This is a genomic window from Yersinia kristensenii, from assembly GCF_900460525.1.
GTDB classification, from domain to species: Bacteria; Pseudomonadota; Gammaproteobacteria; order Enterobacterales; family Enterobacteriaceae; genus Yersinia; species Yersinia kristensenii.
Genome location: NZ_UHIY01000001.1, coordinates 3,586,319 through 3,601,705, shown reverse-complemented (window position 1 = coordinate 3,601,705; position 15,387 = coordinate 3,586,319). Strand labels below are relative to the sequence as shown.

Genomic DNA, 15,387 nt, shown 5'->3' with positions numbered 1-15,387 from the left:
TACTCTTTAATACTCGGCTTCATACCGCACTTTTGATGCTTCTTTTACCTGCCGTTCAAGAAGGTTAAGCGTCGTGGATAATACATTCTCTTGTTCTCTGAACCACTTATCTTTATCGGGTAAAGAGGTCGCCAGCCGCCATGACTCTTCGTCCTCCAATGTGTTCAATTCATGCAATATCGCGTCAATTTGTTTTCTAACATCATTAATTTTTCTGCGAAGCTGTTGGAGGTCATCAATAAGGTCACTGGCCATCAGTGGCTCCAGTCCTTGCTTTAAACTCACCAGCAAAGCATGAATTGTCGGGAAATCCCCTTTTTGACGAGCTTGATTGAGCTGAACCATCAGTTGATGGGCTTTCTCTTTAAACTCATCCGCCACTAAATCTGGATGGCACAGCCGGCTAGCTTGTCGCCACAACCGTTTGAGTTCCTGACGTTGTTCAGAAGAGAGTTTCTTATCGTTATTGAGCCGATTCTCGGCATCGGTTTGTTTTTCTTGATAACTTTCGTATTTCTCTTTGGCTTCTTCACGGGCTTTGCGCGTTGACTCGGTATTGCGGGTGCAGAAACTATTTTCCAATTCTTTGATCTCCGCCAGCAAGGCGGTAATCAACTCGGCTTGCTGCTGAATCCGGTTGCGAATCTCAATGGTTTCGTTCGAAATGGTGGCGAGGGACAGCCAGCGCTGTTTTAGCGCAGCAAGTTCATCTATAGCTTGAGAAATATACTGTTGGCAGTTGCGATAATCGCGTTCTCTGCGACGGGCTTCCGCCTCGGCTTTACGCAAGGTACTTTCCGCCAATTGTTTGCGCAAATTGAGGATTTGCCTCATCAATGGGCCAAGGCGCACCAGGTAAAGGTCATTAAAATCATCTAGTAACTGAATACGTTCATTACGTTTATCAATTAAATCGCTTAACTGCTTCTCCAGCGCTTTCAGCTCTAGCTTGCAAGCTGACAATTCGATATCTTGCCACTGTGTGACTCCTTGCTTACTTCCCAGCCACGCTGAAATAGCTTCCAGCGCATGGGTGAATTTTCCCTGTTCGATCGCCATGACGATAAAAACCAGCACCGCGTCCTGAGTCTCACTCTTAATATAAGGGAGTTGATTGCGAATAATGTCGTCATCTTCAAGCTCAATACCGCTTTTAATGATCTCCAGCCGTTTAATGAGTTTTTTCATAAATATAGAATTTGCTGATAGCGTTGACAAGATACCTACATACTAAACAACGGCTTCGCATTGTTCCAGATGAATGAGGAGTGATCCGCTCAGGATGGTCATATAGTTAAGCTGGCATGTGCGATGAATCACATTCACCGCGTCGCTGGAAAAATCAATGTGAATGCAAAGGGCAGGGAGAGACAATTTCCAAGACTGCTACGTGAATTCTGCATCATTATGGTACTGCAACAAATACAGAATTCGCGTAGCGCGATCGATTGATTATTATTGTTTAATTTCAAAAAGTTAATAGGGAGTCAATCAAATCAACCTGATTAAACGCTGAATAGGGTGGCAGTATCGCAACATATTGAAATAGCGTTTTAAAAAACGTAAGATCCATCGATACCTTAACTACCCTGCATCGCCACAACAAGTTGCCAAAATGAATAAACCACCGGAATCTGCTAGCGCGGCGACTAAAAATACCTTTCCAAATCGAGAAAGTATCGATATCAGCGCGGAGAGAAAGGAGTGAATGCTGATACCGTAGTCTCATCTTCCCGACATGTGTTTCACTATGCGCCGTTTAGAAACTTATTTTTTGCCCGACTTCTCACGGTATTAGGCAATGGCATTGCACCTATCGCCTTGGCTTTTGCTGTGCTGGATATTGGCGGTTCCGCTACTGACTTAGGTTTGGTGGTTGCCGCGCGATCTATTTTCAATGTGGCTTTCTTATTAATTGGTGGGGTACTTGCCGATCGTTATTCCCGCAGCATGGTATTGCTCTCTTCATCCACCCTTGCCGCCGTATCTCAAGGCGTTGTTGCCTGGTTGGTGCTGGATGGAACAGCAACCATCATGGGGCTGGCTGTACTTGGAACTATTAATGGCGCAGCTGCGGGTATCGCGCTGCCTGCTTCTTCGGCTATGGTTCCACAAACCGTACCCGCATATAACCTCAGGGCGGCAAATGCTTTTATTCAAGTGGGTGTCTATGCAGGAACAGTGATTGGAGCTTCATTGGGCGGCATTCTGACCAGCGCTATTGGGCCAGGGTGGGGCTTAGCTGTCGATGCTTTAGGATTTGCGGCCTCCGCACCACTCTATTTCTTTATTCGTACTAATCCAGCATTGGCTCTGTCATCCAACACCAATATTTTGCAGGATCTGCGGGATGGGTGGAAAGAATTCATTGCTCGCACGTGGGTTTGGGCTATTGTTGCTCAGTTCACGATTATTAATGCCGCTTTCAGCGGTGTCGTGATGATCCTTGGCCCTATTATCGCTGATGATTCATTTGGGCGGGCAAGTTGGGGCATGATAGTGGCAGCAGAAAGTGTTGGCCTGATTATTGGCTCATTCATAGCTCTGCGCTGGCGTCTACGACGCGACCTGTTTATTGGTGTGATTCTGGTTTCGTTTTGCGCTATCCCGATTATTCTCCTCAGTATGGTCTCTTCAACATTAATTCTGATGACGGGATTTTTTATTGCCGGGATCGGTTTTGGTCAATTCGGTGTGGTTTGGGCGAATGCGCTACAAACACATATTCCCCCCAATAAACTCGCTCGTGTTTATGCCTATGATGCAATGGGCTCATTTGTGGCGATCCCCGTGGGGGAACTTGCGGCAGGCCCACTGAGCATGCACTATGGTAGTTCCGCAATTTTATTGGCCGCCGCAGTAGCTGTGGTGATTGCCACCATCGCAACCAGTTTTACCCCGGCGATTAGACAACTTGATAACGGGCGAAAGTAGCACCCAAAAAGCATCATATTTAACGAGTTGGCGGCAATATCTGGCGGAGTTAAAGGGCAGGGAGCGAATATTTTCCAACACTGCTACATAATTTGTTGATATTATTTATTTTTAATATCAGATTAACTCTGAACGCAAGGTTTTATAAACTTAGGCGGAATATATAAATCTAACCCTATGTGACCACAATATTCTCTAAACATATTGATAGAACCGACACCGGCTTTTTCATAAATTAGCCTTAATTTATTTTCGATGGTTCTATGTGATAAAGAAAGTCTTCTGGCAACCATTTTAGATGTCATGGGTTGTAATATGAAAAAAATTATCTCAAGTTCTTTCTCATTGAACAGATCTGTGGGTGGGGTCAGGGTTAATACTGAGGGTGTGCAGTGGTCTACATATTGGGAAAGAGAAATAAAATTTAATTTGCTGGCATTGGTTAATGTTCCTATACATTCACCGATTTTATTGTAAATCGGAAATCTAGGTAAATAATAGGGTTCCAATATTTTGTCTCGCCCATAAAAATTGGTTGAAATAATGGCCACACGTTTGCCACTTTTCTCTGCTTTCCTGTCATTTTCTTGATATTGCTCAGCAAACTCTGCCCAATCTGCAGGGCATTCATTATCTAATCTGCCCTCAATATCAAAATCAGCGGGTAAACTTAAAAAGTCCAGACCAGCTTGATTTACATACACATAACGGGATTCGCAATCTCTTACAACCCAAGGCTCATTGCTGTATTCCATAATAGAAATCAGCGGCAGTGAATTCAGAGATTCTACAATTAATTTATTTGCATTCAGTGACTTCTTTTTTTCATCCATGACTAACTCAGCCTCTCAAGTTTTGCTTTACCAAAATAAATGTGAATTCTACGATTGAGTGTAACTAATTAAAGCCTACGCCACGGAACTCAGCACTTCAAGATGGTTTTATTTATTAATCCTTTTTGGGGTTTATTTTTCTGCCTCAGTATTCTTTGTAATAATAATATTATATTCAATGTTTTAATTATTATATGAAACTTAATTTTGCTTCGTCAGAGCATTCTTGACGGTGAGATAGATATCGCCAAGAGAATGTTGAAAACACTGACTAAGGCCACATGGGTTAATCCGACCATTTATGATGACGCAGCTGCAACTCAAAAGTTATTATAAGAACGTTGACCAGATATTAATCTCAGCATTAAGCGTTTATCAGTTTCATCAATGCAGCAGAGCGATATTTATAGCAATCCGCATAATCCGATGTAAACAGCAGGCCCACATAGTGCGAGCGGTTTAGTAAAATCTGACGGACAATCATGCTGCCAGTTCGACAGATTTCACGTAGCGTCACCGGACAAGAATGAGGGAAGGGGCTTTACGTTGTAGTTTTGGTTATTTACAGTTGAAATATAGATCTCATGAAATGGTAATCTGTTCAACGGGTTACAGTACAGATGGGGCTGACTTCAATCCTTAATCCTTGGCGCATATGGTTTTCTATGCCCAATAGACAATTTAACATAATATACATTATGCGCACCAAGATAGACATAGGCAGGATCTAAGGTTTAACTAGCAATCTTCCTCATAGATGGCCAGTTACTCATGTTCAATAGGTTTATCTAACGACACTTTTCTCCAGATTTGCGCATGCGCCAAGCTCGGCATGATGCATCATGTTCGTCATCTGGTTGCTTCATGCTAGATCTTCTTTAAACTGTAAATATCAGGCCTGACAATCTGCCAGACATAATTCTCTCGATTTAACGGCGCGTAGCCTAATTTTTCATAAAGCCACGGCGCTGTTGATGTGACTAACATAATGCGCCTGAGTCGTTGTAATGACGGATGAGACTGGCAGCACTCCATCAACCAGTTACCCAGTTTCATGTTTTGATATTCTTCAAGAACATAGACATCACAGACATAACCAAATGTTGCATTATCAGTTACCACGCGAGCAAAACCAATCTGGTCACTCTCGTGGAATAAACCAAAGTTGAGGCTGTGCTCAATCGATTCTCTCACTGTATCTCTATCAATACCTTGTGCCCATGATGAGCGCGTGAGATAAGCATGGATAGCATTAATGTCCATCTCTGTTTTATTGGTTGTGACTCTATAAACGCCCTTTTCCCAGCGGGAATCCACACTCATTTTTTGATCCTGAAAGTTTCTGGCCAAGAAACAACTCTACCGAACAATCCAGTCTGATTAAACGAGATTCTTGGATGAACTCTGGATTTATTTAGCTTTTTCGCCCCAACTTTGCTATATCGTCTTTCTCTAATATCGTCTTGGGATAACCAAAACGGACGGCATTCAACATTGCTTTTCCGATATCTTCGGTGGTCACTATGGCATGAGGGAATAACAATCGTGCCACTGGAAGAAATGGTTTCGTTAATAGATAATTTTGTGGGGCGTACACTATGAGCCAATCTGCATTACGCAGCTCCGCTCTGCCTTGCTGGTCAATGGGTTATTAAATGCAGTCGCTATCTTTGCCTGTGCGCTGATCACGCCAGAAACGCCGCACATTTTGATTATATTACTGCTTTTTATCAGCGGGTTAACGCGGTCAATGCAATTTACGGCACTCAATACATTAGCATACTCGGAAATTCCGGGGCCTCAAATGGGGGGCGCGAATACTTTTCCAATATGATTCAACAGCTAGCTATGGGGCTGGGAATTGCTATCGGGGCGCTAGCACTGCGGGTTGCGGAGTGGTTCCATCCTTATCGTGCTGGTGTAATCCCGTTGGAAAATTTCCAGATAGCATTTGTGGTTATTGGTGTGGTCGCATTACTATCGATAGTGGATATATTAACACTCAGCCGTAATGCGGGTGATGAAGTGCGTAAGAGGCCGTCCAGGTTGAAATGAATGATAATACGGCAATGGCGTCCTGCTGTACTTAAGAGTATGTTAATCATATCAATTATATTATTAGCACCGAAAATAAGGAATGCACATGATCGTTTTCGTCACAGGCGCGACCTCCGGATTTGGTGAGGCTATCACTCGCAAATTCATCAGTCACGGTCATCAGGTTATTGCCACCGGCCGACGTCAGGAACGGTTGGAAGAATTAAAGGCTGAGTTAGGTGAACCACTGCATATTGTGCAGTTAGATGTGCGCAATCGCGCGGCTATTCAACATGTTATCGATGAACTCCCGGCTAATCTGAAGGATATTGATGTGCTGGTGAATAATGCCGGTTTGGCATTGGGACTGGAGCCCGCTCACAAAGCCAATGTTGAAGATTGGGACACGATGATTGACACCAATACCAAAGGTTTGGTGAATATGACTCGAGCTTTGCTTCCTGCAATGGTGACGCGCGATGTCGGTCACATTATTAACATTGGTTCAACCGCGGCTAACTGGCCTTATGCCGGGGGTAACGTGTATGGCGCGACCAAAGCTTTTGTTAAGCAGTTTAGTCTGGGGCTGCGCGCTGATTTGCATGGTACCCATATTCGTGTAACGGATATTGAGCCAGGAATGGTCGGTGGCACTGAATTCTCGGCAGTTCGTTTTAAAGGCGACGGAGATAAGGTTAATAAAACCTACGATGGCGCTAACCCATTGATACCTGAAGATATTGCTGAAGCGGTGTATTGGGTGGCGACATTGCCTGCTCGCGTGAATATCAACACACTGGAAATGATGCCGGTTAGCCAATCTTTTGCCGGATTAAGTATTCACCGCGAAAGTTAATAGATAAATAAAGTGTTTGGGGCGTTGATCGCCCCACTCTTAATTAACCCGCCAGCCGGCAACAATAATCAACATACCTGCCAGCGCTACTGCCGCTCCAACCCAATCGAATAGTGATAGTTTCACACCATCAACAACACGTAACCAAATTAATGCAGTTGCAACATAAACGCCGCCGTATGCGGCATAGACTCGCCCACTGGCAGCAGGATGCAGAGTTAATAACCAAACGAACAAGGCCAAACTGGCGACTGCCGGCAGCAATAACCAAATGGTTCCACCTTTGCGCAGCCACAAATAAGGTAAGAAACAACCAATAATCTCGGCCAATGCGGTCACAAAAAACAGTAGGGATGTTTTTAACACGTCCAGATCTCTTTTATTGTCAGCAGTGGGGTATCCCCCAAATAATCATAGAAATTAACATTAGGTTACTCTACAGATTATCAACAAACCTGTCGCTAACTAGTCTATCTGCTGTGAGCAATGGTATAATTTTCTATCTGCTGATAATGGCCTGATGAATTAATATCACCGACTCATAAAGGACTTAAGACGATGAAAATAAGTAGCCTGCCACGCCTGATGCGCGCTTTCCTCCCCTTAGCCGTGCTGGCTTTGCCGCTGACGTGGCAAACTCCTGCGTTGGCGCAATCGGCCACTTGTACTCAAGGTAGCACCTGTGTTTCTGTTGGCGGGAATAATGACCCAATGTCAAAAGAACAAGCACGCCAGAGCCAACAACAGTGGGATGAAACCCATCGCCTGCGTAATAAAGTGAATAACCGGGTAGAAAAGAATTTCGATAAAGATGACCGTGCTGAAGATGCGAAAGATAATTGCGAAAGCAGCGAAAATCTCAATGCTTATTGGGAACCTAACACCCAACGCTGTCTGGATCGTTTGTCCGGTCGTAAGATTAATCCATAATAGATGATATTGGCTCAGATTAACTTGAGGTTATGTGAACCAGAGCTATCCTTACGTTAGGCAAGTGATTCATCCACATAAGGATTTCATGATGAAAAAAACTTTTATTATCAGCACATTGCTATTGTCTCTAGCCCCTTTGGCTGCTTTGGCATCGTGTGAAAGTGTCAAAGCAGATATCACGCAAAAGATTATCAGTAATGGTGTGCCTGAATCTGGTTTTAAACTGGATATCGTTCCTAACGATCAGGTACAACAAGCGGGTGGCCAAGTAGTTGGGCATTGTGAAAATGATACCCAGAAGATTGTTTACACCCGTATCAGTGACGGCGAGTAACGTTTTGATTTTAGGGTGCACTTCGGTGCGCCCTTTTCTTCTATTTAAAGGTAGAGAAGATTATATCGTCGAGTTCTGTCTGCTGAATCAATTGTAGATTCTCGGTATGCAATGATAATTTGTATAAAATTAATTTGTTTAATTACCTGATTTACAAATCCCTCACTCTCTAGTCGGTTTAATTAGTTCAGTTCATTTATCTACATAGATGATAGAAAAGATATTTTATTACTGCTCGGTAAAGAAGATGATGTGGACGAAAGGCTATCCTCTTACGGAATTTAATATTTCCAAGAGGATATTAAACTACTATGTATATTGGCTCTACCCCAAAATTTACTGGTCATTAGCGTGATGACCAGTAACAATCTATCTGTATACCTACCTCTTTATGATAAAAATATGGGGCCAACCACGATATGTTAGTCAGTTTTTTGCTATGAAACGGCCGGCTTATTGGTATTACTACCGCGCAATGCTGCGCCGACTGATGATTGCAATCATGCTGGGCATCATGTCTGCGGTGATTGTTTGGTTATTTCACCAGGCAATGTTGGGTCTTGAGTGGGTATTATTTGCTCGGACGGATGGTAGTCTGGTCGCAGCGGCTTCTTCTATTAATGGCTGGCGGCGTGCAGTAACCCCCGCTTTAGGTGGGTTGGCCGCAGGCTTATTATTATGGGTGTATCAGCGTTATCGGCATCAAAAGCCCGGCGCCCCTACCGACTATATGGAAGCCATTGAAATTGGTGATGGTCGATTAGATGTTTCTGCCAGTTTGGTCAAATCTTTGGCCTCATTATTAGTGGTTTCCAGTGGCAGTGCTATTGGTCGTGAAGGTGCCATGGTGCTTCTGGCGGCATTGTTTGCTTCTGTTTTCGCGCAGCGTTATGCCAAACCAAAAGAATGGAAATTATGGGTTGCTTGTGGTGCCGCTGCTGGTATGGCCAGCGCCTATCATGCACCACTGGCTGGTAGCCTATTTATTGCAGAGATTCTGTTCGGTACCTTAATACTGGCTTCTCTTGGGCCGGTGGTTATTGCTGCTGTCAGTGCATTGCTCACCACCAATTTGCTACACGGCGGTCAAGAAACTCTGTATCAAGTACAAGCACTGCCATCTCCCTGGCCGATACAATATCTCCTAATGGCATTATTAGGATTATTAGCCGGTTTTTGTGGGCCACTATTCCTCAAAGGGATGACGGCCAGCGGACATGCTTTTCGGTCGTTGAACTTATCACCGCCACTACAATTGGCATTGGGCGGGATGATTGTCGGGTTATTATCGCTAATTTTTCCGGAAGTCTGGGGCAATGGTTATAGCGTGGTGCAATCATTATTAACCACTCCACCGGGGATTTTGTTAATTGGAGGAATACTGATTTGTAAATTGTTGGCGGTATTGGCCAGTAGTGGTTCGGGGGCTCCTGGCGGAGTATTTACACCTACTCTATTTGTTGGTGCGGCGCTAGGGATGTTATGTGGGCAGATGTTTGCCTGGTGGCCATGGTTTGGTGGCAATATGTTTGGTGACAATATTGCGTTATTAATGGCATTGACAGGTATGGCAACACTGCTGGCTGCCACCACGCACGCGCCCATTATGGCCGCGCTGATGGTGTGTGAAATGACCGGTGAATACACCCTATTGCCAGGGCTACTACTATCCTGTGTTATTTCGACAACAATAGCCCGTTGGTTACGCCCTATTTCTGTCTATCATTCACGCTAAAATATGTCGATAATGATGTCAATTAGAGACGATTATTAATTTGACCAATAACACTATCTCACTAATAACAAGTAACCCAAATATATTCTAAATAATCCGCATTGCAGAGACGGCTGCAACTGAGTGAGTTCCGATGAGCTGACTCAGATAAGTGATTCGGTTGAACGAAAGCAACCAATACACAATTTAAAGTATAACGGGTATAAATCTATTATTTAACCATTGCCGTTAGATCTAAATACTTTGCCAGTGGCTTTTGCTCCGGGTGTGGCAGATAAGGTAATTGCCCTAATTGTGGTGCAGGTAAACGTTCGCGTAACATTGCAATTGTTTCAGCATAATGGGCAAGTCCTGGATTAATACGATTAGCAACCCACCCTAATAAGGGTAAGCCATCATTAATAATAGCCTGAGCCGTTAATAAGGCATGATTAATACAGCCTAATTTAATTCCGACGACTAAAATAACCGGTAACTGCTCTTGTACTACCCAATCAGAATAAAAACGCTGATCGTTCATCATCACTTTCCAGCCGCCGCAACCTTCGACGACTACAGTATCGGCTTTAGCAGATAATTGCTGCAATCCTTCCGTCATTTTACTGTAGTTAATGAGGATACCCGAGCAGGCATGGATAACATCTCCAGCCAGTGGGTATGGATTAACTTCCTGATAATTCACTTCAATCGAGGATGAAGCTTGTAAAATCAGTGCATCTTGGTTACGCAATCCATCCGGAGTTTCTTGACTCTCTGTCGCTACTGGCTTATAGCCCACAGCTGTTCTGCCATTTTGGCTTAAGGCCTGAAGTAAGGCCCGTGACACGACGGTTTTACCAACAGCTGTGTCGGTACCCGTCACAAAAACACGCGTTAACATAACAATACTCCGCAATCGGCCACGTCGACTTAAGTCTTTCCGCCTAATATTAGCGAAATTGATAACATAGATAAAAGTCTAGGCGATGCCGACAACAGACAGCTTGCGTTAGCGCAATGTTTTGCTGAACTGGGAGATATTTTTAACGGATAACCCCCAATAATATGGGGAATACGCCCTGTATACCCACTAATAATTAACTCTTAATTATTAGTGGCACCCTATCCTTGGAGTAATTTCACCAATAATGAACCATTATATAATGCTTCTTTTACCAGTGCGGCTCCGGGCATTGTTCCCTGATTAAAAAATGCGGTCGGTTCAACCAGAATATTCTCACTGTAAGCCGGTAGCGCTTGCTGGCGGATGCAAGATGCAATGGCGGGATGAAGAATAGAGGCCGCTTTATTTAATGGCGAACCGACCAGAATTTTTTCCGGATTAAATAAATTGACCATAATGGCAATAATTCGTCCGACGCTGTGGCCAACACCTAAGATAATATCTTTAGCTAATTGATCGCCAGCTAAAGCCGCATCACATAAAGATTCCACTGTCAGTGGTGAGCCATGTAATAAAGAACTCATTGAGCCATTTAATCGTTGTTGGGCAATTTCCAGCATATTCTCAATACTGGCAACGGTTTCAAGGCAACCGTGATTACCGCAATAACAACGTTTACCGTAAGGATCAACTTGAGTATGACCAATTTCAATGACACTACGACTACCCGCATGTAATACCCGGCCAGCAGTAATTACCCCAGCACCAACATTATGATCAATCACGACTTGAATAATATTCTGACAGCCGCGCGAAGCCCCATACAGAGCTTCAGCCATCGTCCAGGCGCAAATATCATGTTGCAGATAAACCGGTAACCCCGTTAACTCTTCTAACGCCGAGCCCAGCAGCATCTCATTAACATCATAAAACGGCATTTTATGCACAATACCCGCTGGTGCATCAATAATGCCTGGCATGGTAATGGCGATGGCAGTCAGCCTTTCAAGTTTTTCCTGATGCCGGATAAAAAACTGTTCGACTTCGCTGAGAATGCGATTGAGTAGAGGTTCTGGGTGGCTATCCGGTAATGGAATTTGGTCTTCAACGACCAGTTTACTGCTGAGGTCGCGCAGTGCGAGAGTAATAAAACCTCGGCTGATTCGCCCGGAGACATAGTGCCAAGCTTCTGTATCAAGCACCAAACCAATTGCTGGCCGCCCACGGCTGCCCACATCTTGATATTCGGTCTCTTTCACCAGATGGGCTTCAACCAATTCCCGCACAATTTTAGTGATACTGGCGGGGGCCAGTTGTGCCCTTTTAGACAGTTCAATACGGGATATAGGGCCGAACAAATCAATCAGCCGATAAACGGCCCCTGCATTGGTTTGTTTGATTTGATCAATATGCCCAGGCTGTCCATCCGTTATCACTAAACCGGCTCCTTCTCTGTCACCGAGTATTTTTCGCGCTTCTAAATAAAGATTATGGGCTATGTTGGGGCTTTTAGTATATGGCGTCAACTATTTGATTAGTTATGTGATTTACTGCACATAATCACCCATACCCTTTGACTCTGTGCTGGTTATTTACACGAAACAAGATTAAAAAGTAGCCATTACCATTTATTGACTTTCGGCAACCTAAACGTTTTTATGCTTTGCTAAGGGGATATCCGCGACCATCAAATTAATCAATGCTTGCGCTGGTGCGGTCACTGGGCGATGTTTATGATTAACCAGCCACACCTCAGTGGTGGCACTGGCTTCGGCTAATGGCAGATATTTTACCCCATCCACTTTTACCCGTGTAAATGACGCGGGTAAAATAGAAACACCTAAACCTGAAGAAACCAGACCGACAATCGTCATCGCTTCCCCAACTTCTTGCGTAATATAAGGAGTGATACCGGCACGGGCTAACAATGCAAGAATCTCGTCGTAAAGTGCGGTGCCAACCTCCCGCGAAAAGAACACAAAAGGTTGTTCAGCCAAGGCGCTAAATTTAACGCTGCCCTGGGGTAAGGCGGCTAATGGGCTTTCTTCGTGCACCACTGCAACTAAAGGTTCACGTAACAGCAGACGGTATTGCAGTGCATCTGGCAAGCGAGTGTTGCGCATCACACCAAGATCAAGTCGCCCGTCCAATAACGGTTCAATTTGCTGTTTGCTATTGATTTCACGCATTTTAAGATGGACTTGCGGATGTAATTGGCGAAAAGCCCGTAAATTTTTGGACACGGTGCTAATAAAAGGGGCGGATGAGGTAAAACCGATGGTCAGTTCCCCGGACTCTCCACGATGCAGCCGCGCTGCTTTCTCAGATGCCGAATTGACCTGCGCCAGAATTTGATAAGCTTCTTTTAAAAATAGTTCGCCAGCTTGAGTCAGACTAACATTGCGGTTATTGCGGGCAAATAATCGCGCCCCGATTTGTTCTTCCAGAATGTGAATTTGTTGACTTAATGGCGGTTGAGAAATACGCAAACGCTCTGCAGCTCGTCCGAAATGCAACTCTTCTGCCACCGCAATGAAATAACGTAAGTGCCTGAGTTCAATGCTCATTCAACCTCATTGATACTTTTAAAGTATTATTGCCAATGATTAATATATTAGACAAAAAACTCCGCTATTCCTATGATTTTGTTATTAGCTGGCCCCTTGCTCCCGCAGCACATGTATTATTAATAAGGAAATACCGTGACTCCCTCTTTGCGTACTCCGACGACGGATACCGCAGTGCCGCCCCCCTCAGTAAATGATGCTACCACACGCTTAAGTGCGGCGCGAAAACGCCCTTATATTCAACGCGGTACGCCAGAATTTATGCGAGTTACACTGGCCTTCTTTTCTGCTGGTTTAGCCACCTTTGCCCTGCTTTATTGCATGCAACCCATACTACCGCTGTTATCGCAGGATTTTTCTATCTCCCCGGCAAGCAGCAGTTTATCGCTTTCATCTGCGACTGGAATGCTGGCTTTGGGGCTGATGTTTACCGGCCCATTATCGGATGCGATTGGTCGTAAGTCAGTCATGGTAGTCGCGCTGATGTTGGCGGCTACCTGCACGTTAATCTGTTCCTTTATGACCAGCTGGCATGGGATTTTGCTCATGCGGGCATTGATTGGCTTATCCCTTAGCGGGGTTGCTTCTGTGGCCATGACCTACCTCAGTGAAGAAATCCACCCCAGTTTTGTCGCTCTCTCTATGGGGTTGTATATCAGCGGGAACTCGATTGGCGGGATGAGTGGCCGCTTGGTCACCGGGGTGTTGAGTGATTTCTTTTCCTGGCGTATTGCATTGGCGGTGATTGGTTTATTTGCTTTGGCTGCTGCTTGTATGTTCTGGCGTATTCTTCCAGCCTCTAAACATTTCCGCCCAACCCGGCTACGGCCACGAACGCTCGTGATCAATTTCAAACTACACTGGCGTGATTCGGGCTTACCTCTGCTGTTCGCCGAGGGGTTCTTAATTATGGGCAGCTTTGTCACTTTATTTAATTACATCGGCTATCGTTTATTGGCGCAGCCTTATTATCTCAGTCAGGCTATCGTGGGTTTATTATCGATAGTTTATCTTACAGGCTCTTATAGCTCACCCAAAGCCGGTGCTTTGACCAGCCGTTATGGCCGGGGGCCGGTGTTAATGGCGTCAATAAGCATGATGTTGATGGGGGTTATTATCACCGCTTGCTCTCCTGTGATGATAATATTTATCGGCATGATGATATTTACTGCCGGTTTCTTTGCCGCACATTCTGTCGCCAGCAGTTGGATTGGCCGCCGAGCTCGCCGAGCTAAAGCACAGGCTTCTTCACTTTATCTATTTTGTTATTATGCTGGGTCAAGTGTTGCGGGAACATTAGGCGGTATTTTCTGGCTTAATTTAGGTTGGACCGGAGTTGTTTCATTTATCGCTACCCTTTTGTTGCTTGCTCTGTATGTCGGTCAGAGATTACGAAAATTACCTGAAGTCGCCAGAATTTAATCTAAAATCAGATAAAATCTATGTGACGTCAAATAACAATTTGACGTCCTCTCTGCTATGTACCTATGATTAAGACGAACCTAACGACTTTAGGTGACTGTTGCTTGAAATATAAATTAAGTCTCTAATGTATTAAGGGATTTTATGACGAGATGCTTCCTTAATTTATTTAATGTCAGGAGAAAACATGACAACTCACTTTCTTACGCTTTGGGACATACTGGCGACAACATTTTCAATTTTCTTTTTCATCGCATACTTGCTGATTCTGTTCCAGGTCATTTCTGATCTCTTCAGGGACCATGAGCTTGGTGGATTTTATAAAGCAATTTGGATCTTGTTCTTGCTATTTATCCCGTTACTAACCTCTCTCGTGTATCTTATCACCCGCGGTAAAGGTATGGCGCAACGCTATCGGGCCTCGGTGCAAAAATCAGTTTCTGAGACTAATGAGTATATCCGGCACGTTGCGGGTAAATCACCAGCAGAACAGATTGCTGATGCTAAAAAATTATTAGATGAAGGGACTATCAATGAAAGCGAATACCAGCAGCTAAAAGCTAAAGCGCTATCCTGATATCCTGCTTTTTACTAAAGGCTAACGGGCACTCATCTGCCATTTAGCCTTTTTTTATTCCTAGGATTAAATGGATAAAAACAATCGACAGTGTTTCTGAGTGGCCTCTGGCTTGCTGAGGGCCAGGTAAGTTCTGGCGAATGATGTGTGATTGTGAGTATCTTGACGTCTTTTGAAAATCGAAAGGATATTTGGCGTAATCAGCCCACTCCCTTGGTGATGCTGATAATGTTGTTCTATTCTGCATATATCAATTTATTAATAGCGAACACCGGG

Annotated in this window: 13 protein-coding genes and 2 pseudogenes; 8 read left to right on the top strand and 7 right to left on the bottom strand. The window is 44.3% G+C overall.

The features are described from left to right. Nucleotides 1-6 precede the first annotated feature (6 nt). Complete coding sequence (locus DX162_RS16475; RefSeq protein WP_004390303.1) at nt 7-1,188, bottom strand: coiled-coil domain-containing protein; 1,182 nt, start codon at nt 1,186-1,188, stop codon at nt 7-9. 504 nt (nt 1,189-1,692) lie between these two features. Here DX162_RS16475 and DX162_RS16470 point away from each other — a divergent pair. Continuing rightward, a pseudogene (locus tag DX162_RS16470) lies at nt 1,693-2,934 on the top strand (MFS transporter); the annotation flags it as partial. 122 nt (nt 2,935-3,056) lie between these two features. Here DX162_RS16470 and DX162_RS16465 read toward each other — a convergent pair. Beyond that, nucleotides 3,057-3,767: a helix-turn-helix transcriptional regulator gene (locus DX162_RS16465; protein WP_098080834.1), complete on the bottom strand. Its 711-nt coding sequence runs from the start codon at nt 3,765-3,767 to the stop codon at nt 3,057-3,059. A gap of 867 nt (nt 3,768-4,634) precedes the next feature. After that, on the bottom strand, nt 4,635-5,090 hold the full coding sequence (locus DX162_RS16460) for a GNAT family N-acetyltransferase (RefSeq protein ID WP_004390308.1): 456 nt from the start codon (nt 5,088-5,090) through the stop codon (nt 4,635-4,637). A gap of 295 nt (nt 5,091-5,385) precedes the next feature. Here DX162_RS16460 and DX162_RS16455 point away from each other — a divergent pair. Beyond that, nucleotides 5,386-5,822: pseudogene (locus DX162_RS16455) on the top strand (MFS transporter); the annotation flags it as partial. Nucleotides 5,823-5,910: 88 nt separating this feature from the next. Beyond that, nucleotides 5,911-6,660, top strand: coding sequence for a bifunctional NADP-dependent 3-hydroxy acid dehydrogenase/3-hydroxypropionate dehydrogenase YdfG (gene ydfG, locus DX162_RS16450; RefSeq protein ID WP_004390313.1), 750 nt, complete (start codon nt 5,911-5,913; stop codon nt 6,658-6,660). Nucleotides 6,661-6,699: 39 nt separating this feature from the next. Here ydfG and DX162_RS16445 read toward each other — a convergent pair whose 3' ends face one another. Further along, nucleotides 6,700-7,026: a YnfA family protein gene (locus tag DX162_RS16445; protein ID WP_032819741.1), complete on the bottom strand. Its 327-nt coding sequence runs from the start codon at nt 7,024-7,026 to the stop codon at nt 6,700-6,702. A gap of 192 nt (nt 7,027-7,218) precedes the next feature. On the opposite strand from DX162_RS16445, the gene DX162_RS16440 reads away from it, so the two are divergent. From DX162_RS16440 to clcB, 3 genes are all read left to right on the top strand, one after another. Next, on the top strand, nt 7,219-7,590 hold the full coding sequence (locus tag DX162_RS16440) for a DUF1283 family protein (protein ID WP_004390315.1): 372 nt from the start codon (nt 7,219-7,221) through the stop codon (nt 7,588-7,590). Nucleotides 7,591-7,681: 91 nt separating this feature from the next. Beyond that, entirely contained in the window at nt 7,682-7,927 is a 246-nt protein-coding gene (locus tag DX162_RS16435) for a DUF1161 domain-containing protein (protein WP_032819742.1), read from the top strand. Nucleotides 7,928-8,366: 439 nt separating this feature from the next. Beyond that, on the top strand, nt 8,367-9,662 hold the full coding sequence (gene clcB, locus DX162_RS16430; RefSeq protein ID WP_004390317.1) for a voltage-gated ClC-type chloride channel ClcB: 1,296 nt from the start codon (nt 8,367-8,369) through the stop codon (nt 9,660-9,662). Nucleotides 9,663-9,873: 211 nt separating this feature from the next. Here clcB and bioD read toward each other — a convergent pair whose 3' ends face one another. The 3 genes from bioD to DX162_RS16415 all read right to left on the bottom strand — a co-directional run bounded on the left by bioD (nt 9,874) and on the right by DX162_RS16415 (nt 13,112). Further along, entirely contained in the window at nt 9,874-10,542 is a 669-nt protein-coding gene (bioD, locus tag DX162_RS16425) for a dethiobiotin synthase (RefSeq protein ID WP_004390318.1), read from the bottom strand. Between the two features lie 221 nt (nt 10,543-10,763). Continuing rightward, a complete protein-coding gene (gene mlc / locus DX162_RS16420) occupies nt 10,764-11,981 on the bottom strand; it encodes a sugar metabolism global transcriptional regulator Mlc (protein WP_032819743.1) in 1,218 nt (405 codons plus the stop codon). Nucleotides 11,982-12,191: 210 nt separating this feature from the next. Beyond that, nucleotides 12,192-13,112, bottom strand: coding sequence for a LysR family transcriptional regulator (locus tag DX162_RS16415; protein ID WP_004390320.1), 921 nt, complete (start codon nt 13,110-13,112; stop codon nt 12,192-12,194). Between the two features lie 135 nt (nt 13,113-13,247). Between DX162_RS16415 and DX162_RS16410 the strand changes: the two genes are divergently transcribed. Next, nucleotides 13,248-14,534: an MFS transporter gene (locus tag DX162_RS16410; RefSeq protein ID WP_004390321.1), complete on the top strand. Its 1,287-nt coding sequence runs from the start codon at nt 13,248-13,250 to the stop codon at nt 14,532-14,534. Between the two features lie 187 nt (nt 14,535-14,721). Continuing rightward, a complete protein-coding gene (locus DX162_RS16405) occupies nt 14,722-15,111 on the top strand; it encodes an SHOCT domain-containing protein (protein WP_032819744.1) in 390 nt (129 codons plus the stop codon). Nucleotides 15,112-15,387 lie beyond the last annotated feature (276 nt).